The organism is Kytococcus sedentarius (genome assembly GCF_041937525.1).
In the GTDB taxonomy this organism is placed as follows: domain Bacteria; phylum Actinomycetota; class Actinomycetes; order Actinomycetales; family Dermatophilaceae; genus Kytococcus; species Kytococcus sedentarius_A.
The window spans coordinates 1,548,333-1,567,626 of the sequence record NZ_CP169391.1 but is presented as its reverse complement, the minus strand read 5'-3'; the positions used below and the strand labels follow the sequence as shown (position 1 = coordinate 1,567,626).

Sequence of the window (19,294 nt, the reverse complement as noted above, 5' to 3'; positions counted from 1 at the left end):
CACGACCACGCCCGGCGGGCCACCCCGACCGTCAGCGCCGGTCGGGGCGCTGGTCCAGCTGGGCGCCCGCGGTCCACAGCCGCGGGGTGGTCGCGTCGTAGGGACCCCGGGTGCCGGGCCGCCCCACGGAGGCGTAGAACGCCTCGAACTGCTGGCGAGCCTCCTCGGCAGCCTCCAGGTCCCCCTGCTGCTCCCGCAACCGCGACAGTGAGCGCAGGGCCTGGGCGGCGCACCCGGGGTCGTCGATCTCGTGCAGCAGGCCGATGGAGCGCTGCACCTCCGCCACGGCCTCCTCCACGCGGCCCAACCCGGCCAGCGCCATGCCCCGCCCGCGGATCGCCAACGCCAGCCGGTGGTCGTCCTCGCCGAGCACCGCATCGGTCACGGCCCGGTCGTAGACCTCCAGTGCCTCCTCCTGGCGGTCGGCGAGGTTGAGCAGCCCGCCGGCCACCGACAGGGCGGCGGAGCGGATGCGGGGCGTCGTGCTCCGCTGCGCGTCCACCGCGTGGCCCAACGCCTCCTTGGGCCGCCCCAGCTCCCGGGTGGCCGTCACCAGGATCAGCCGGCACAGGTCCGCCCCGCGGTCGTCGCCCTCGGCGGTGAACAGCCCCAGCGCCTCCCGGGCCAGGCCCTCGCCGGCCTCGTGGCGGGTGCGGTACAGCTGCAGGTGTGCCTGGGCCCGCACCATCCGGGCGCGTGCCAGGCGCAGCTCCCGGGTGCGCTCCCCGGCGGGCACCCGGTCCAGCGCACCCAGGGCCGCCTTCGTGGCCCGGCCCCAGTCGCCGTGCAGCCACTCGTAGTCGTAGAAGGGCAGCAGGGCACCGGCGAGCCCAGCGGCCTCCAGGGGCCAGTCGTGCTCGGCGGCCAGCTCCACGGCCGCGGACAGCCCGTGACGCTCGGTGCGCAGCCACTCCCGGGGGCTCTCCAGCGAGCGGAGGGTCCCCGCATCGAGGAAGGTCGCCGGTGCGGGCACGGCCTGGTGGGCCTCGGGGTCCAGCAGGGTCGGGTCGTGCAGCGTGGGTGGCACCCCTGCCGCGGCGCGGTGCGCCAGCGCCCACCAGGTGCGCACCAGGCGCCCGCTCGCCGCGCGCAGCAGTGCCGGGTCGCCGCGCTCGCCGCGCACCCGCGCCACGGCACTGGTGAGCGTCTGCATCGTGTAGCGCGGTTGTCCCAGCGCGTCCGTCCCCTCCTCGATCAGGAGCTGCGCCTCCACCAGCGAGTCCACCACCCCGAACCACTGGGGTGTGCCCGCCAGGGCGCCGATGGTCCACCCGGGGAAGGGCGCCTCGCCCAGCAGGGGCAGCAGGTCGAAGGCCTCCCGGGCCGCCATGGGCAGGTCCTCCAGCACCGACTCGATGCCGGCGCGCAGGTCGAGCCCGCTGGCCGCCAGGTGGGGGAGCACCAGGTCGGTGCTGCGCAGCTGGTCCAGCACCACCCCCAGGTCCCACCCCGGGTGCGAGCGGAGCTTGCTGCACACCAGGTGCAGGGCGGTCGGGTGGTGTCCGCAGGCCTCGGCCACCGCGCGGGCGCGGTCCTCCTGGCCGGCGAGGCGGTCGGCGCCCAGGCTGCGGCGCAGCAGCTCCACCGAGTCCGAGGGCATCAGCGGCCCGACCGCCAGGTTCTCCGCCTGGGGGAGCGACCGCATGGCCCGCTGCGTGGTGACCAGGGCCATGCCCGCCCCGGAGGGCAGTACCGCCTCGATGAACGCCTGGTCGGGGGCGCCGTCCACCACCACCAGGGCGCGGCGCGACTCCAGCACCGTCCTCCAGGCGCGGCGCTGCGACTCCAGGTCCGTGGGGATGTCGTGCCGCGGCGTGCCGGCCTGGGCCAGGAGGTCCTCCAGCACGGCGCCCGGGGCACGCTCCGTGGAGGTGCCGCCGTGGGCACTGACGTAGAACACCCCACCGCTGAACCGGGCCCCCACCCGGTGGGCCGCCTGCACGGCCAGCACCGACTTGCCGATGCCGAAGCGCCCGTGCAGCACCACCCTCACCCCCTCGCGGGTGAGGGCCTGGTCGATCCGGGTCAGCAGGGGCTGCCGGCCCACGAAGGTGCGGGCCACGGGCGGGAGGTGCCCCTCGGGGCGCTGCTCGGCCGCGGCTGCCGGGACCGCCCCGGGCGCGTCGCCGCGGAGGATCTGCTCGTGGAGCGTCAGGAGCTCCTGCGGGGGGTTGACCCCCAGGGTCTCCCGCAGGGTGTGTCGCAGTCGGGCGAAGGCGGAGAGGGCCTCGGCCCGCCGGCCGGCCGCCGCCAGGGTGGAGATCAGTGCCGCCCAGGTGCTCTCCCGCATCGGGTGGAGGGCCACCAGACGCTCCAGCTCGGCCACGGCCTGGTCGGGGTCGGTGCGGGCCACCAGGCCCCAGTGGAGCTCGCTGGCGTCGATGTGGGTCCGTTCCAGGGAGGTGACGAGCCCCGCCGGGTAGGTGCCCGGGAGGGCGTCGGGGAAGGGGGTGCCGCGCCACAGCTCCAGGGCCGCGGCCAGCTCGCGCTCCGCGCGGTCCTCGTCACCCTTCTGCAGGGCCGCCCGGCCCTGGCGCACGTGGGTGCGGAAGAGGTCCAGGTCGAGCTCCACCGCATCGGACAGTCGGTAGGCGCCCGCGGCGTAGAGGATCGGGGGCCCGTCCGGTCCCTTGAGTGCCCGCCGGATGCGGGAGCAGCAGCCCTGCACCTGGTTGTCGGCGCTGGCGGGCGGGTCCTCCGGCCAGAGGGTCGCGATGATCTCCGCGGCCGGCACCGGGCGCGGTGCGCGGGCGGCCAACAGCTCCAGCACGCGGCGCTCGCGCTTGGCGAAGGTGTGCGCTGCACCGGAGTCGTCCGTGACCACGAGCGTCCCCAGAACGGCGAGGTGCATCTCTCTCCTCTCGGCCACCCCACGGCGGCGCTGCCGTGATGGGGGCAGCGTAGGCACTGGCACCGCCCCATCACAGGGATCAGGGCCAGGTGACGGTGAGGGTGTCTCCCTCGACGGTGATGGGGGGGGCTGTGGGGTGGTCCCGGTGGTGCGGGGGCCGTCCGTGTCCGTGGCAGGGCGCTGGACCGGCGTGCCGCACCCCAGGCACAGGCGTGCGGAGCGGGGGAGCGCTGCGCCGCACTCGGAGCAGAATCCCATGGGTTCTCCCGTGTGTGAGTTGCGTGGGGCGGGGAAGGTCGCTTCGTCAGGTCGTCAGCGTCGGTGCTCCTCGATGCGGGACTCCTCGGGCCAGTCCCTCCGGCGGCCCCCTCCGTAGCGCCGCCGGTGGAAACCGGGATCTCCGGGAGATGGCACCCCCGCCACCTCACCGACCCCGGCGCGGACAGCCCAGGACGCACCCATCGCCACGCGGGTGGCCGGACGAGCTCGGTGCATGGGTCCTCCAGGACTGTCGGTGGATCTCATGCTCACACGCAGTTCCCCCGTGGAGAGGCGGCCCGAAGAGTCCGTCGAGGCCCCAGGACCCCCTCCCAGGTGTTTGACACCGGGACGACAGCGGAACGACAGAATCGGGTTGCGGGGTGGCCGCTGCGCTGCGACCGAGCCGGCTCCTGCCTGGTCGTTTCACCACTCAGTCGCCAAGGAGTGGTGAAACTGCCGCTGAGCGGGCGGTTCACCACTCCTTGGTCACCGCAGCGGGCGGTTCACCACTTCTTGGCGGGCGCCGTCCCTCCGCACTGCCCCGCCCCGCACCGGCCCCGCGAGCGGGCGACGTCCCCCCGCACCGCCCCGCGGCCTAGGCTCCAGGGGTGCCCGCCGACCCCCACCCTGCCGCGTGGGAGGGCCACGCGCCCGGCTCGCCGGACTACCGACGCATCCACCTCGCCCTGCTGTGCGCCGGGCTGGCCGCGTTCGCGCAGCTCTACTCGCCCCAGGGGGTCCTGCCGCTGCTCGCCGCCGACCTGGGGGTCTCCGCCTCCCAGGCCAGCCTCACCATCTCCGCGGCCACCACCGGGTTGGCGCTCTCGGTGCTGCCCTGGTCGTGGGTGGCCGACCGGGTGGGCCGCGTGACCTCCATGCGGATCGCGCTCGTGTCCGCCACCACCCTCGGCCTCCTGGTGCCGTGGTGCCCCTGGTTCGAGGTGATGCTGGTGCTGCGGGTGCTGGAGGGCGCCGCCCTGGGGGGAGTGGCCGCGCTGGCCGTGACCTACCTGACCGAGGAGGTGGCCGCATCGGTCGCCGCCGTCGCCGCGGGCACGTACATCGCGGGCACGAGCGTCGGCGGACTGGTCGGGCGCGTGGTCGCCGCCCCGGTGGCAGACCTGGCCGGGTGGCGGACCGGCACCTTCAGCGTCGCCCTCATGGCGGCGGCCTGCACCCTGGCCTTCTTCGTGCTGACACCACCGCCCCGCGGGTTCCGCCCCCAGCGGCCGTCGGCACGCACCATCCTCCACACCTCCCTGGCCCACCACCGTGACCCCGGGCTCCTGGCCGCGTTCATGCAGGCCTTCCTGCTGATGGGGGGCTTCGTGGCCGTGTACAACTACCTCACCTTCCGGCTGGACCTTCCCCCGTACTCGCTGCCCGTGGGCGTGGCGAGCCTGGTGTTCCTGGCCTACCTCGCCGGCACCGCGGCCTCCCGCATTGCTGGTGGACTGGCCGCGCGCCACGGTCGGCGCGGCGTGCTGCTGGCCTCGGTGGGCGTGATGGCGGTGGGCACGCTGGTGACCCTGCACCCCTGGCTCCCCCTGGTGGTGCTGGGCCTGGTGGTGATGACCGCCGGCTTCTTCGGGGTGCACGGGGTGGCCTCGGGCTGGGCGGGGGCCATGCCGGAGCACGGGCGCTCGCAGGCCACCAGCCTCTACACCTTCTGGTACTACGCCGGGTCCAGCCTCTTCGGGTACCTCGGTGGATTCGCATGGACGGCCATGGGGTGGTCCGGCGTGGCCCTGGGAGTGGTCGCGCTGACCGCGGTGGCGGGGGTGTGGGCCGTGGCCTCCTTACCACGGCGCTAGTCTGCGCACATGAGCGGGCGCGACGACGAGCAGTGGGACGGCCAGGGCGGACCTGACGGGCACGGCCACGACGACGCACGCACGCAGGGGGAGGGCGCCGGGCGCGAGGGACGTTTCCCCGTGGACCCGCAGGAGGACACGTTCGCCCACGAGCCGTGGCGTGGCGCGCCGCTGCAGCAGCAGGACGATGCGGTCACGAGCCCCGGGCCGCCCCGTCCGGACTGGGCCGGGCCGCCCGACGCCGGTTCCGGCTCCGGTTCCGGTTCGCAGGGTGGCGGCGGCTGGGCGGGGGCGACCGCTGCCGGTGACGGCGCCGGGCAGGTGGGCGACTCACCGCATCGGGACTGGGAGGCCAGCCGGGCACAGGGGCAGGGTCACGTCGGTGGCCCCGCTGCCCCTGACGCGTCGGGAGGGACCGGTTGGGGCGGGGACGGTGGCCAGGGCTGGGGTGAGCCCGCGGCAGGAGGCTGGGGCGATCCCGATCCGGACCCCTACCCCGTGCGCGGTGCGAGTGGGGGATCTGGCCACTCGTCGATCACGCTGTTCGTGGTGGGTGGCCTGGTGCTGCTCGCCCTGGCGCTTGTGGGCGGGATCGGGTGGACCCTGGTGCGTGGGGTGGGAGGCATGCCCAGCATCGACCTGCCCTTCCTCGGGAGCGAGGAGAGCGAGTCCGACGACGAGCGCGACCCCGGGGAGGACGAGACCAGCCCCGCGGATGACTCCGAGACCGAGCCCACGGAGCCGACCGAGCCGACGGAGCCGACCGAGCCCACGGAGCCCACGGAACCGACCGAGCCCACGGAGCCCACGGAGCCGACGGAACCGACGGAGCCGACCGAGCCCACGGAGCCGACCGAGCCCACGGAGCCGACGGAGCCCACGGAGCCCACGGAGGAGGTCAGCATCGTGCTGGAGGCCGAGGGCACCGGGCCGGCGACGGCCTACTGGGACGTTCCCGGTGGCGCATCCGGCACCGAGGACTTCGACGGGCAGTGGCGCCACGAGGCCACCCTTCCCCCGGAGGGCGGGTTCGTGAGCTTCTACATCGTGGGCGACGTGGCCGACGAGGACTTCGACGTCACGTGCACCTTCCTGGCCAACGGTGAGGAGATCACCCGCGAGACGGAGACCGGTCTCATCCCGAGCGTCACCTGCAGCGACTCCATCCGCCCCTGAGGCCGCGGCCGGGCACATCCCCGGGTGCCGAGCGCGGCTCCCGGGTGAGGGTCACCCCATCGATCCCGTAGACTGACACGCATCTGGCCCGCCCCGTCTTGCCGCGGGCCCTTCGGCGATGCCGTCCAGCCCACCTCGGGTGACGCAGTTGCCACGTCGCTCCCGACGTTCCGTCGACCGGTTCCACCGTTCACGCACGGCTGCACCGAGCAGCCCGGGAGGCCACGTGCCGCGCGAGACGCCGCCTGTCCCACGAGGGACCTGCGTACCTCAAGTAGAACGGTGCCACCGTGCCCCAGAACTTCGCCGACCTCGGCGTGCCCACCTCCCTGACCTCCGTGCTGGAGCGCTCCGGGATCACCACCCCCACCCCCATCCAGACCGCGACCCTGCCGGACTCCCTGGCCGGTCGCGACGTGCTCGGCCGCGGCCGCACCGGATCGGGCAAGACCCTGGCCTTCGGGCTGCCCCTGGTGGCCCGCCTGGCCGCCGACCGCCGCCGCCCCGCCGCGGGCCGACCCCGCTCGCTGGTGCTGGCCCCCACCCGGGAGCTGGCGCTGCAGATCGAGCGTGCCATCGCGCCGCTGGCCGCCGCCGAGCGGCTCACGACCACCACCATCTTCGGTGGCGTGGGCCAGAACCCGCAGGTGAACGCGCTGCGCAAGGGCGTGGACATCGTCATCGCCTGCCCCGGCCGGTTGGAGGACCTCATCGGCCAGGGGCACTGCGACCTGCGCGACGCCCGGATCGTGGTGCTCGACGAGGCCGACCACATGGCCGACCTCGGCTTCCTGCCCGGCGTGAAGCGCCTGCTGGGCGCCACCCCGCGCGACGGGCAGAAGCTGCTGTTCAGCGCCACCCTGGACGGTGGCATCAAGGTGATCGTGGACCGCTTCCTGAGCAACCCGGTCACGCACGAGGCCGACTCCGCCCAGTCGCCGGTGGCCACCATGACCCACCACGTGCTCGAGGTGGAGAAGGAGTCCAAGCTCTCCGTGCTCCGCGACCTCGCCGCGGCCCCGGGGCGGACCGTGGTCTTCACGCGCACCAAGTACGGCGCCAAGAAACTGGCCAAGCAGCTCACCGCGAACGGTGTGCCGAGCGTGGACCTGCACGGCAACCTCTCGCAGAACGCGCGGCAGCGGAACCTGGCGGCCTTCTCGGAGGGCACTGCCCAGACGCTGGTGGCCACCGACATCGCGGCCCGTGGCATCCACGTGGACGACATCGCCCTGGTGGTGCACGCCGACCCGCCCGCCGAGCACAAGGCGTACCTGCACCGCTCGGGCCGCACCGCGCGCGCCGGCGCCGAGGGGACCGTGGTCACCATCGCGATGCCCGACCAGCGCGGTGAGGTGAAGTCGCTGATGCGGGCGGCCAAGATCCGCCCGGTCACCGAGACGCGGGCCACCGTGGGTGCGCCGGTGCTGCAGGAGGTCGCGCCGGGTGAGCGTGTCTTCCGCGATGCGGAGGAGCTGGCCGCCGCGACCGCCGCACCCCAGCAGGGTGGCTCCGGCGGTGGGCGTTCCGGTGGGCGTTCGTCCGGTGGCGGCTCCGGCCGTTCCGGTGGCTCGGGCCGGCGTGGCGGTGGCCGCTCGGGTGGCCGTGGCGGTTCAGGCTCGGGCGGCGGTTCGGGTGCTGGCCGTGGCGGTTCCGGCCGCCGATCCGAGTCCAGCCCGGTGCGATACACCTCGGAGTCCGCAGCCCGCGGCGGCCGTTCCGAGAGCCGTCCGCCCCGCGGCGAGCGTGGCGAGGGACGCCCGGCCCGGGGCGAGCACCCCGGCCGCACGCAGCGCCAGCGTGGCGAGGGCGGGTCCCGTCCCGAGGCTCAGCGTTCCGAGGGCCGTCCGGCTCGTGGGGAGCGCGGTCAGGGTCGTCCTGCTCGCGGCTCCGGCCGCCGGTCGCAGGGTGCCCGCCGCGCCCGCGGCTGACGTACCCCGGCCCAACAGGCCGACCCGGCACGGCAGAGGTGAACCCGGCACGCTGAACACGGCGTGCCGGGTTCACCTCTGCCGTGCCAGGTCCGGCGAGAGGGCACGCCCGCTCACCGCGGACCCGCCAGAGGGCACGCCCGTTCACCGCGGATCCGCGAGGGGGTACGCCCGAACAGCTGGCGCCATCCACAGCCGGTGTGCGACCGACCTCCTTCCGGGGCATTTCCGGCCCGGACCCGAACCCCCTGTGGACGGCCCCAGCGCCCGCTCCACCTCTCCCGGCACCCTCGGACCATGACCGGCGCGCCCACCACCAGCCCTGCCCCTGACGTCGCCGCCTGCCTGGGGGCGCACCACGGCACCATGACCTCGGGTGACCTGCGGCAGCTCGGGATCGGCGTCAGGGGCACCGCTCGTCTCGTCAAGGCGGGGGTGCTCGCGCGAGTGGGCCACGGGGCGTACGTGGACGGGGAGCTGTTGCGCCGCGCCGACAGCACCGAGGCCCACGCCCTGCGCGCCGCGGCTGTTGCCAGGACCTGGCCGGAGGGAACCGCACTGAGCCACGACTCCGCCGCCGTCCTCCACGGCCTGCCCCTCCTGCGCCCTCCCGCCACGGTGCGGGGAACCCGGACCGGAGGCGGTACCAGTCGTGTCTCCGCCTCATCCACCATCCATCGCGGGACGACGCTCCTGCCGGTCGAGACACGTCGCTGCGTCCCCGTGGTGGCCGCGGCCGAGGCGGTCTTCGGTGTCGCCGCACTGCATGGTGTGGAGGCAGGCGTCATCGCCCTCGATGCGGCGCTGCACCGGTGGCAGCTCCTGAACTCCGACCGGCCGGGAGATGCGTGGCCGAGCGGGAGGGTCCCCCGGGGAGGTGGCGTCCGACCCCCGGGGCTCGTGCTGCCCCAGGAGCTCGAGGCGGTGCTGGCTGCACGGGCGCACCACCCGGCCCACGCCGTGGTGAGCGCCGTCCGGGACCTGGCTGACGGTCGCTGCGAGTCCGTGGGGGAGTCCAGGACCCGCCTTGTGCTGGGCCGACTCGGGTACCGGGTGCGCAGCCAGGTGGAGATCCACGATGCGGTGGGCCGCCAGGTGGCCCGCGTGGACTTCGCGCTGGAGGATGCGCCCGTGGTGGTGGAGTTCGACGGCCTGGGCAAGTACACCGAGCACGGCCAGACCATCGCTGGGGACAAGGCCCGGGACCAGGTGCTGCAGCGATGTGGCTACGAGCCGGTCCACCTGCTGTGGCGTCACCTGGATAAGCCGGAGGCAGTGCGCTCGATGGTGGAGCACGCCCTCCGGATGTCGAGACGATGAACGGCTGGCCCCACCGTCTCCGATGGGGCCCAGCCGTCTGCGCGGACCTGCCGAGTCAGGTCACCGTCGGGCCACCCCTCAGGCGTCCGCGCCGGCCAGCTCCGCGAACATCTTGCCCGGGTTGAGGATCCCCTGCGGGTCCAGGGCGTTCTTCACCGCCCAGTGCATCTGCTGGGTCACCGGGTCCAGCTCCTTGGCCAGCCACTGCCGCTTGAGGTACCCCACGCCGTGCTCGCCGGTGATGGTTCCGCCGAGGTCCAGCCCCAGCTGCATCAGGTCGTCGAACACCGCGTGCGCCGTGCTGGCCTGGTCCTCGTCGGCCACGTCGAAGAACACCGCGGGGTGCAGGTTCCCGTCGCCGGCGTGGGCCACCACGGCCACCACCACCCCGGTCTCCTCGCGCAGCGTCGCCAGCCGGTCGAAGAAGGCCGCCATCTGCGCCCGCGGCAGGCACACGTCGTCCATGAGCTGCCCGCCACCGTGCTCTGCGGCGTACTTCTCGTAGGCCTGGTGCGCCAGGCGCCGGGTGGCCACGAGCGCCTCACTGTCGGACGCGTCGTCGCTGAACGCCACGTCCAGCGCACCCCCGGCCTCGGCGATCTCGCTGAAGCCCGACACCTCCCGCTGCGCGGTGGCCGGGTCGCCCGAGCCGTCGGACTGCACCAGCAGCATCGCCCCGGCGTCCGCGTCGAGCCCGAAGTCGCCGTAGTCGTTCAGCATCTCCAGCGTGGCCCCGTCGAGCATCTCCAGCATGGAGGGCTGCGCCCCGGTGGCCATGAACTCCGCCACCACCGATGCGGCAGCGGCCTCGTCGGGAAAGGTCGCCACGGCCGTCAGCGGGTCGGCGAGCTGGGGCACCAGCCGCAGGGTCACCTCGACCACCACGCCGAGCGTGCCCTCGGAGCCGATGAACAGCCCCCGCAGGTCCAGTCCGGCCACGCCCTTCGCGGTCCGCGGCCCCAGCGTGGCCAGCGAGCCGTCGGCCAGCACCACCTTCAGCTGGCGCACGTAGTCCTTGGTGACGCCGTACTTCACGCAGCACAGGCCGCCGGCGTTGGTGGCCACGTTGCCGCCGATGCTGCTGATGCGCACCGACCCCGGGTCCGGCGGGTAGCTCAACCCGTACGGCGCCAGGTGGTCCTTCAGGTCCTGGTTGATGATGCCGGGCTGCACCGTGACGGTCCGCTCGGCGGTGTTCACCTCCAGCACCTCGGCCATCTTCTCCACGCTCAGCAGGAGGCAGCCGGGCACCGCGTTCGCCCCACCGGAGATGCCGGTGCGCGCCCCCTGGGGGACCACCGGGACGCCGTGGCGCGACGCGAACCGCATCGTCGCCTGCACGTCCTCGATGGTGGTGGCGCGCACCAGGGCGACGGCGCCCTCACCGGGGCAGAAGATCGCCTCGTCCTGGGAGTACGACCCGATGACGTCCGCATCCGTCACGAGGGCGCCGGAGGTGAGCTCGGGGGCCAGCTCCGCGTCCACCAGGGCGCGGGTCTCCTGGGGGTCCCGGCCGCCGGGGGTGGCGGTCATGGCGGCGGTCGCGCTGTGGGTGGTCTGGTCGGTCATCGTGCTCCCTCGGTCGTGGCGGAGGTGGATGCGGTGGACGTGCCGGACGCGGCGGCCTGCCCGTCGGTGGTGCCCTGCCCGGCCGCGGAGTCGGTGTCCTCGGCCGAGGCGTCGTCGGGGGCGGGGGCCGCCCGCAGCGCCACCACGGTGAGGCCTGCGGCCACCATCACCACGCCGATGACCCACATGCCGGCATTCTGGGTGCCGGTGAGGTCGGCCAGCCACCCGGTGATGTACGGGGCGAAGAAGCCGCTGGCGTTGCCCACCGAGTTGATGAGCGCGATGCCGCCGGCCGCCGCGGCGCCGGACAGGAAGCGCGTGGGCAGCGGCCAGAAGTTCGGCAGCGCCGCACAGATGCACATGCAGACCACGGTGACGGCCGCCATCGCCATGAACGGCGAGTTGAGGTACAGCGCGGCGGGGATCACCACGCCACCCAGGAGCAGCGGGAGCGTCACGTGCCACACGCGCTCACCCGTGCGGTCGGCGTGGCGGGCCCAGAGCACCATTGCCAGCGCACCGAAGGCGAACGGGATGGCAGTGATGAGGCCGACCTCCATGACCGAGTACTTGGTGCCGAAGGTCTCGGAGAACCCGGTGATGATGGTGGGCAGGAAGAAGTTCATGGCGTACAGGCCGTAGGTGGTGCCGAAGTACACGAAGGCCAGCGCCCAGATGCGGGGGTCGACGAGGGTCTTGGCCAGCGGGTAGTGGTACCGCTTCTCGGTGCTGGCCTCCTCGTGCTGCATCTCGGCGGCGAGCCAGTCGCGCTCGTCCTGGTCCAGCCACGTGGCCTGGGCGGGGCGGTCGGTGAGGAAGAACCAGCAGACAACACCCAGCAGCACGGCCGGGATGCCCTCCATGAGGAACATGAAGCGCCAGCCGGACAGGCCCCACACGCCGTCACCGGAGCTCACCAGCCAGGCCGAGAGCGGCGAGCCGACCACGGTGGACAGCGGGATGGCGAGCAGGAACAGGGCGGTGGCGCGGGCCCGGGCACGCTTCGGGAACCAGTAGGTCAGGTACAGGATCACGCCGGGGAAGAACCCGGCCTCGGCCACACCCAGCAGGAAGCGCAGCACGTACAGCCAGGTGGCGTTGGGGACGAACGCCATGGCCGTGGCCACGATGCCCCAGGACACGATGATGCGGGCGAGCCAGCGGCGGGCGCCGAACTTGTGGAGGGCCAGGTTGCTGGGCACCTCCAGGAGCAGGTAGCCGGCGAAGAAGATGCCCGAGGCCAGACCGAACATCGTGGCGGTCAGGCCCAGCTCGGCGCTCATGCCGTTGGGGCCGGCGAAGCCGATGTTCGTGCGGTCCAGGTAGTTGATGAAGTAGAGGGCGATGAGGAAGGGGATCAACCGCATCGAGACCTTGCGCATGACGCGGCGCTCGAGGGCCGGGTCAGCGCTGCGTGGGGCCGTGGTGGCCGCGGGTTCCACGGTGCTCATGGATGCTCCTGAGGGGATCGAGGGCGTGCAGGGGGTGGCGCGCCGAATGCCTGAACGCTAGGCGGGGTGTCGAGGGCGCACAATGGTGGGATGGCACAGCATCGAACCCCGCCGGTGGGCGAACCGCCCACCGCGCCTGCTGCCTGGCTGGAACTGCTGCTGCGTGACGCCTCGGTGGAGGAGCTCACCGCCCACGGCCGCCAGCTGGGGCCCGACGGCGCCCGGCAGGCCGGGCAGGCGGTGCAGGTCAAGGCCCTGATGCAGGAGCGTTCCCGCCGGGCCGGTGAGCTCGCGGCGCTCAACGACATCGCGGGGCGGCTGCTGAGCATGCGCTCCCCGGCGGTGCTGCTGCCGGAGATCGTGGCCCACGCCCGGCAGCTGCTGCGCGTGGACCTGGCCTACCTGGCGCTGGTGCACACCGACCGGCGTGGGGGCCAGCTCCTGCGCATCGAGGTGACCGACGGCGCCATCACCCCGGAGCTGGTGGGGGTGGAGCTGCCGGTGGAGAGCGGCGTGGCCGGCTGGGTCATTCGCAACGCCCGCCCCCGCTGGTCGCGGGACTACCTCAACGACCGCGGCTTCCCCCACAGCAGCACGGCCGATGCCGCCGCCGGCGCCGAGCACATGCACGGCGTGCTGGGCGCCCCGCTCACGGTGCGCGGACGCGCCATCGGCGCCCTGTTCGCCGCGGACCGGCGCCCGCGCGAGTTCTCCGAGGACGAGATCACCCTCCTCTCCGCGCTGGCGGCGCACGCCGGCATCGCGGTGGACAACGCAGACAACCTGGCCCGCCTCGAGGCCGCCCGCGACCAGCTGGACCGCCGCTCCGAGCACCTGGCCCAGAGCCTGTCCTGGGACGAGCGGTTGCGCGAGGTGGTGCTCCGGGGCGGGGGCATGGAGGAGCTGCTGGCCGAGGTGGGGGTGGCCGTGGGTGGCCGGGTGCGTTTCGTGAGCGACGTCGGGCCCGCGGACGCCGCCGCACGCCCGGTGGTGGCGGCCAACCGGCGGCTGGGGTGGCTGCTGCCGGTCGGCTGCGAGCCCACCGAGGCCGGCATGCTCGCCCTGGACCGTGCCGCCCCGACCGTGGCGCTCACCGTGCTGGCACAGGAGGCCGCCGCGGAGGCCTCGGGCCGCGCCCGGCACCTGCAGCTGGTGGAGCTCATCACCGCCGATGAGGGGGTGGAGCCGCGCCACCAGGACCTGCGCCTGGCGGGTCTGGACCCGGCGTCCGACTACTGCCTGGCGGTCGTGGACGGGCAGGGCGCCGCCGTGGCCCACGGGGTGGCGCCCTGGCTGGCCGCGCTGCCGGCGGACTCCGTGGCGGTGCGGCACCACCAGGAGGCCGTGGTGGTGGTGCGGTCGGGGGAGCGGGCGCTGGAGCGGGCCCTGTCCGATGCGGGCGTGCGCGCCGGCATCGCCGGCCCGGTCCCTGCGGCGGGGGGCCTGCCGCGGGCGTACGCCGAGGCCACCGAGACCCTGCGGGCGCTGCGTGCCCTCTCCGAGGGGCCCCGGGTGGCCACCGCGGCGCAGCTGGGCGTGTACCGGGTGTTGCTCAGCGAGACCGGACGCGAGCACCTGCAGGCCGCGTTCGCCCGCGAGCTGGGCCGTCTGGAGACCGAGGAGGAGCGCCGCGGCGTGCCCCTGCTGGCCACCGTGCAGGCCTTCCTCGATGCGGGGCGCAGCCCGCGTGCGACCGCCAGCGCACTGACCGTCCACGTGAACACCGTCTACCAGCGGCTGGCCGTGGTCGACGAGGTGCTCGGCGCGGGCTGGCGGGAGCCGGGCCGGGCCCTGGAGCTGCACGTGCTGCTGCGGCTGCGGGCGGCCGCGCGGGGACTCGGGGACGGCTGAGCCGCGCCGGTCTACGCTGCGCCCATGACCTCCCCCTCGCAGAACCCGTCCTCCGGCCACGGTGCGGATGCCGGCCAGACCGCCGACCGCCAGCAGACCGCCGAGCTCATGGAGACCGTCATCCGGGTGATCGGCGACCCGCGGGTCACCCACCAGCAGGTGATGGCCCTGAGCGACTCCCTGGGGACCAACGCGGTGCTCTTCCTGACGGCGATGGCCGCCCACGCCGCCCAGATCCGGGTGGGACGCGAGCTGGTGGACCGGGCCGACTCCGTGACCGCCGAGCAGCGTGGCTGGCTGCCCGACGCCGGCGAGCTGGGCCGGGCCCTGGGCACGCAGCCCGACGCCTACACGATGGGGGCCGCCGTCCACGACAGCTTCGGCACCATCACCTCCAAGCTCCTGGAGGAGGGTGACTCCGAGGAGCGCCACCAGGCCGCCCACCAGGCCGAGTCGCTGGTGCTGATGGGGGCCGCGCTCGGCGGCAAGGAGGGCCAGGCGCGCCTCGCGGAGCTCAGTGACGAGATGGGCTTCGGCGTGGCGTTCAGCCGTCTGCACGCCTACTTCGCCATGCTCGTGCGCCAGGTCAGCCGCCTCACCGGGGACGACTGGTCCGGCGCCGTGGACCGCGTGGCCGAGCAGCTGCAGGCCGACGCCCGCTGAGGCCCGCCGGGCCACCCGGCCCGTGCCCACCCGGGCCCGTGGCCCAGGTCACTATCCTTGGTGGCGAGCTCACCCCATCGACGCCCCCCAACGCGCCATCGAAGCGAGGTTCCATGAACGAGTCGCCCGACACCGACCCCACCGTGGCCGCGCAGACCCCCGGTGACGCCGCCGAGCCCAGCGGCGAGGAGACGGCGCCCCCGGCGGACGTGGGGGAGGCGCACATCGACCTCATGGAGGGCTTCGACCCCGCCTCCCTGGAGTCGTGGGAGGTCAGCGCGGCCAAGGTCGTGAACAAGCCGCGCCCCGAGGACAGGCAGCTGGAGGTGCAGGAGGCCGTCGACACGCTGCGCACGCGCACCCTGGACGACTACGCCATCGAGCCGCTGTACACCGCCGCCACCGCGCCCGGCCTGCCCGCCGCGGCGCCGGGGGAGTTCCCCTTCACCCGCGGTGGGGCGCTGCGCCCGGCGGAGCTGCCGTGGGACGTGCGGCAGGTCTTCGACGATCCCGATGCCGCCCGCACCGCCGAGCAGGTGGCCGCCGACCTCGAGCACGGCGTGAGCTCCGTCCACCTGGTGGTGGGCTCCGCCGGGATCGATGCGGGGGACCTCGCCACCGCGCTCGCCCCGGTTCTCACCGACCTGGCGCCCATCTCGCTGTCCTGCCCCACGAGCCGGCGCGAGTCCCTGGCCGGGGCGAAGGCGCTCGCGGAGTTCCTGGACGGGAAGCCGGTGCTCACGCAGGCGCCGCAGGCCGCGCAGCAGGGTTCCTTCGGGCTCGACCCGGTGGGGCACGCCGCCATCGAGGGGCACGAGGGGCCGGTGACGCTCGACGAGGCGACCCTGGCCATCGTGTGCACCGCGCTGGACCTCGCCGAGGGCCGGGAGCTCGCGCCGATGCGGGCGATCACCATCGACACCCTCGCCTGGCACGAGGCCGGCGCGTCGAACGTGCAGGAGCTGGCCGCGGCCGTGGCCACCGGCATCGCGACCGTGCGGCTGCTGGTGGAGGCCGGCATCGCCGCGCGGGATGCCTTCCGGCTGGTGGAGTTCCGCGTCTCGGCCACGCAGCAGCAGTTCCAGACCATCGCCCGGCTGCGCGCCCTGCGCACGCTGTGGGCGCACGTGGCGGAGCACGTCGCGGCGTCGGAGGCGGGCGCTGGTGGGTCCGACTGGCACGCCGACCCGACCGTGGCCGCCGCCCGCCAGCACGCCGTGATGGGGCGCCGCATCATCACCCGCGACGACCCGAGCGTGAACATCCTGCGCGGCACCATCGCCTGCTTCGCCGCTGCGGCCGGTGGCGCCGAGGCCATCACGGTGCTGCCCTTCGACACCGCCGCGGGACTGCCCGACGGACACAGCCGCCGCGTGGCCCGCAACACCCAGACGCTCTTGGCGGCCGAGTCCCACGTGGGTGCGGTGACCGACCCGGCCGGCGGGGCGTGGTTCGTGGAGTCGCTCACCGCCCACTACGTGGACCTGGCGTGGAAGTACGTGCAGGGCCTGGAGTCCGGTGGTGGCCTGGCCACGGCCGAGATGCGCGCGCTCCTGTGCAAGAACGTGGTGGCGGTGGACCAGATGCGCCTGGACCGCCTCGCCTCGCGCACGCAGGGCATCACCGGGGTCTCGATGTTCCCGCTGGCCGGGGAGGTGCCCCTGGAGCGTCGTGGCCGCGCTGACCGTGCGGCGCCCACCGGGACCGATGCGGTGACCGCCGAGCAGGTGGACGCCGAGCTCGCGCTGCCCCGCAGCTGGGACTCGCTGCCCTTCGAGATGCTGCGCGACCGGAGCGCGGCCGCTTCCCTGGACGGTGAGCGGCCCCGGGCGGCGCTCGTGTGTGTGGGGGCCCGCAAGGACTTCGGGCCGCGCGAGACCTTCGCGGCCAATGTGCTGCTGGTGGCCGGCATCGAGCCGGTGACCGTGGAGGTGGCCTCGGCCGACGAGGTGGGTGGGGCTCTGCGGGAGGCCTGCGGCGAGGCACCGGCCGTGGCGGTCGTCGCTGCCGCGCCGGGCACCAACGCCGAGCAGGGTGCGGCCGTGGCCGAGGCCCTGCGCGAGGCCGGCGTGCAGCACGTGGTGGTGGCCGGCAAGGCCGCAGAGATCGAGGCGGCGGACTCCGCCATCGCCACCGGTGACGACGTCATCGGCTTCCTGACCGACCTGCTCGACGCGATGGGAGTCGCCCGATGAGCACCTTCCCCACCTTCCACGACCTGGACGCACCGCAGTTCGGCACGCCCAACACCGCGCACCACGGCGGGTCCAGTGCCCCCGCCGAGACGGGCCGCGCGCCGTGGACCACGCCCGAGGGCATCGACGTGCCGCCGCTGTACACGGCGGACGACCTGGCGCAGCTCGACTTCCTGGACACCGTCCCCGGCGCCCCGCCGTACCTGCGCGGCCCGTACCCCACGATGTACGTGAACCAGCCGTGGACGATCCGCCAGTACGCCGGGTTCTCCACCGCACAGGAGTCCAACGCCTTCTACCGTCGCAACCTCGCGGCCGGGCAGAAGGGCCTCTCCGTGGCCTTCGACCTCGCCACCCACCGCGGTTACGACTCCGACCACCCGCGCGTGGCCGGCGACGTGGGCATGGCGGGCGTGGCCATCGACTCCATCCTGGACATGCGTCAGCTGTTCAGCGGCATCCCGCTGGACCGCATGAGCGTCTCCATGACCATGAACGGTGCGGTGCTGCCCATCCTGGCGCTGTACGTCGTCGCGGCCGAGGAGCAGGGGGTGGGTCAGGACCAGCTCTCGGGGACCATCCAGAACGACATCCTCAAGGAGTTCATGGTCCGCAACACCTACATCTACCCGCCCGAGCCGTCGATGCGGATCATCAGCGACATCTTCGCCCACACCAGTGAGCACATGCCGCGGTTCAACTCGATCTCCATCAGCGGGTACCACATCCAGGAGGCCGGGGCCACGCAGGACCTCGAGCTCGCCTACACCCTGGCCGATGGGGTGGAGTACCTCCGCGCCGGCATCGAGGCCGGGCTGGACGTGGACAAGTTCGCCCCGCGGCTGAGCTTCTTCTGGGCCATCGGCATGAACTTCTCCATGGAGGTGGCCAAGCTCCGCGCGGCCCGGCTGCTGTGGGCCCGCCTGGTCCGGCAGTTCCAGCCGAAGAACCCCAAGTCGATGTCCTTGCGCACGCACAGCCAGACCTCCGGGTGGTCGCTGACCGCGCAGGACGTCTACAACAACGTGGTGCGCACCGGCATCGAGGCCATGGCCGCCACACAGGGGCACACGCAGTCCCTGCACACCAACGCGCTTGACGAGGCCATCGCGCTGCCGACGGACTTCTCCGCCCGCATCGCGCGCAACACGCAGCTGCTGCTGCAGCAGGAGTCCGGCACCACGCAGACCGTGGACCCGTGGGGCGGCAGCGCCTACATCGAGACGCTGACGCACGACCTCGCGCAGCGGGCCTGGGCACACATCCAGGAGGTCGAGTCGGCCGGCGGCATGGCCAAGGCGATCGAGGCGGGGCTGCCGAAGCTCCGCATCGAGGAGGCCGCGGCCCGCACCCAGGCGCGCCTGGACTCCGGCCGCCAGGCCCTCATCGGGGTGAACCAGTACCCGGTGGACGAGGACGAGCCCATCGAGATCCTCAAGGTCGACAACGCGCGCGTGCGTGCCGAGCAGCTCGCCAAGCTGGAGAAGCTGCGGGCCGAGCGTGACGAGGACGCCTGCCGTGCGGCGCTGACCGCGCTCACCGAGGGCGCCCGCGGGGACGGCAACCTGCTGGCCCTGTGCATCGAGGCCGCCCGGGCCCACGCCACCGTGGGGGAGATGAGCGATGCCATGGAAGAGGTCTTCGGTCGCTACACCGCGCAGATCCGCACCATCAGCGGGGTGTACTCCCAGGAGGCGGGGCAGGACGAGGGCATCGACGCGGCCCGTGCCGCCGTGGAGCAGTTCGCGCAGGACGAGGGGCGGCGCCCCCGCATCCTGGTGGCCAAGATGGGCCAGGACGGACACGACCGGGGACAGAAGGTCGTGGCCACGGCGTACGCGGACCTCGGGTTCGACGTGGACGTGGGCCCGCTGTTCCAGACGCCCAGTGAGGTGGCGCGGCAGGCCGTGGAGGCCGACGTGCACGTGGTGGGTGTGTCCTCGCTGGCCGCCGGTCACCTGACCCTGGTGCCGGCCCTGCGGACCGAGCTCGACCAGCTCGACGGGCAGGACATCGCCATCGTGGTCGGCGGAGTGATCCCCGAGCAGGACTTCGAGGAGCTCCGTGCCGCGGGCGCCGACGCCATCTACCCGCCGGGGACGGTCATCTCCACGGCGGCGCTGAGCCTCATCGAGACGCTGCGTGGCAAGGCGGGCCTGGCGCCCGGTGGCTCCGCGGCCGAGGGTTCCGGCGACACCACCGGGGCCTGAGC

Annotated in this window: 11 protein-coding genes; 8 read left to right on the top strand and 3 right to left on the bottom strand. The window is 73.9% G+C overall.

The window, feature by feature from the left end:
- Window positions 1-31 precede the first annotated feature (31 nt).
- A complete protein-coding gene (locus tag ACEY2A_RS07215; protein WP_374927924.1) occupies window positions 32-2,851 on the bottom strand; it encodes a BTAD domain-containing putative transcriptional regulator in 2,820 nt (939 codons plus the stop codon).
- Between the two features lie 869 nt (window positions 2,852-3,720).
- Between ACEY2A_RS07215 and ACEY2A_RS07210 the strand changes: the two genes are divergently transcribed.
- From ACEY2A_RS07210 to ACEY2A_RS07195, 4 genes are all read left to right on the top strand, one after another.
- Entirely contained in the window at window positions 3,721-4,926 is a 1,206-nt protein-coding gene (locus ACEY2A_RS07210) for an MFS transporter (RefSeq protein WP_374927923.1), read from the top strand.
- 9 nt (window positions 4,927-4,935) lie between these two features.
- Window positions 4,936-6,102 carry a hypothetical protein gene (locus tag ACEY2A_RS07205; protein ID WP_374927922.1) on the top strand — a complete coding sequence of 389 codons (1,167 nt, stop codon included), beginning with the start codon at window positions 4,936-4,938 and terminating at the stop codon, window positions 6,100-6,102.
- Window positions 6,103-6,392: 290 nt separating this feature from the next.
- Window positions 6,393-8,033, top strand: a complete 1,641-nt coding sequence (locus tag ACEY2A_RS07200; protein ID WP_374927921.1) for a DEAD/DEAH box helicase — start codon at window positions 6,393-6,395, stop codon at window positions 8,031-8,033.
- 297 nt (window positions 8,034-8,330) lie between these two features.
- Entirely contained in the window at window positions 8,331-9,353 is a 1,023-nt protein-coding gene (locus tag ACEY2A_RS07195; protein ID WP_374927920.1) for a type IV toxin-antitoxin system AbiEi family antitoxin domain-containing protein, read from the top strand.
- Window positions 9,354-9,431: 78 nt separating this feature from the next.
- Here ACEY2A_RS07195 and ACEY2A_RS07190 read toward each other — a convergent pair whose 3' ends face one another.
- Together ACEY2A_RS07190 and ACEY2A_RS07185 are read right to left on the bottom strand one after the other, a co-directional pair.
- Entirely contained in the window at window positions 9,432-10,922 is a 1,491-nt protein-coding gene (locus ACEY2A_RS07190; RefSeq protein WP_374927919.1) for an FAD-binding oxidoreductase, read from the bottom strand.
- Window positions 10,919-12,373, bottom strand: coding sequence for an MFS transporter (locus ACEY2A_RS07185; protein WP_374927918.1), 1,455 nt, complete (start codon window positions 12,371-12,373; stop codon window positions 10,919-10,921). Before ACEY2A_RS07185 ends, ACEY2A_RS07190 begins: the two co-directional genes overlap by 4 nt.
- A gap of 90 nt (window positions 12,374-12,463) precedes the next feature.
- Here ACEY2A_RS07185 and ACEY2A_RS07180 point away from each other — a divergent pair, with 90 nt between their 5' ends.
- From ACEY2A_RS07180 to scpA, 4 genes are all read left to right on the top strand, one after another.
- Entirely contained in the window at window positions 12,464-14,224 is a 1,761-nt protein-coding gene (locus ACEY2A_RS07180) for a helix-turn-helix domain-containing protein (RefSeq protein ID WP_374927917.1), read from the top strand.
- Between the two features lie 24 nt (window positions 14,225-14,248).
- The gene (locus ACEY2A_RS07175) at window positions 14,249-14,887 is read left to right on the top strand and encodes a hypothetical protein (RefSeq protein ID WP_374927916.1); all 639 of its coding nucleotides are present in this window, start codon (window positions 14,249-14,251) and stop codon (window positions 14,885-14,887) included.
- Between the two features lie 113 nt (window positions 14,888-15,000).
- A complete protein-coding gene (locus ACEY2A_RS07170) occupies window positions 15,001-17,082 on the top strand; it encodes a methylmalonyl-CoA mutase family protein (RefSeq protein WP_374927915.1) in 2,082 nt (693 codons plus the stop codon).
- Complete coding sequence (gene scpA, locus ACEY2A_RS07165; RefSeq protein ID WP_374927914.1) at window positions 17,079-19,292, top strand: methylmalonyl-CoA mutase; 2,214 nt, start codon at window positions 17,079-17,081, stop codon at window positions 19,290-19,292. The genes ACEY2A_RS07170 and scpA overlap by 4 nt, the downstream gene beginning before the upstream one ends.
- The last annotated feature ends 2 nt before the right edge of the window (window positions 19,293-19,294 follow it).

Bases quoted from the DNA above. Each gene is read 5' to 3' on its own strand.
- ACEY2A_RS07215 (WP_374927924.1), bottom strand. From the start codon at position 2,851: ATGCACCTCGCCGTTCTGGGGACGCTCGTGGTCACGGACGACTCCGGT.
- ACEY2A_RS07205 (WP_374927922.1), top strand. From the start codon at position 4,936: ATGAGCGGGCGCGACGACGAGCAGTGGGACGGCCAGGGCGGACCTGAC.
- ACEY2A_RS07195 (WP_374927920.1), top strand. From the start codon at position 8,331: ATGACCGGCGCGCCCACCACCAGCCCTGCCCCTGACGTCGCCGCCTGC.
- ACEY2A_RS07190 (WP_374927919.1), bottom strand. From the start codon at position 10,922: ATGACCGACCAGACCACCCACAGCGCGACCGCCGCCATGACCGCCACC.
- ACEY2A_RS07185 (WP_374927918.1), bottom strand. From the start codon at position 12,373: ATGAGCACCGTGGAACCCGCGGCCACCACGGCCCCACGCAGCGCTGAC.
- ACEY2A_RS07180 (WP_374927917.1), top strand. From the start codon at position 12,464: ATGGCACAGCATCGAACCCCGCCGGTGGGCGAACCGCCCACCGCGCCT.
- ACEY2A_RS07175 (WP_374927916.1), top strand. From the start codon at position 14,249: ATGACCTCCCCCTCGCAGAACCCGTCCTCCGGCCACGGTGCGGATGCC.
- ACEY2A_RS07170 (WP_374927915.1), top strand. From the start codon at position 15,001: ATGAACGAGTCGCCCGACACCGACCCCACCGTGGCCGCGCAGACCCCC.
- scpA (WP_374927914.1), top strand. From the start codon at position 17,079: ATGAGCACCTTCCCCACCTTCCACGACCTGGACGCACCGCAGTTCGGC.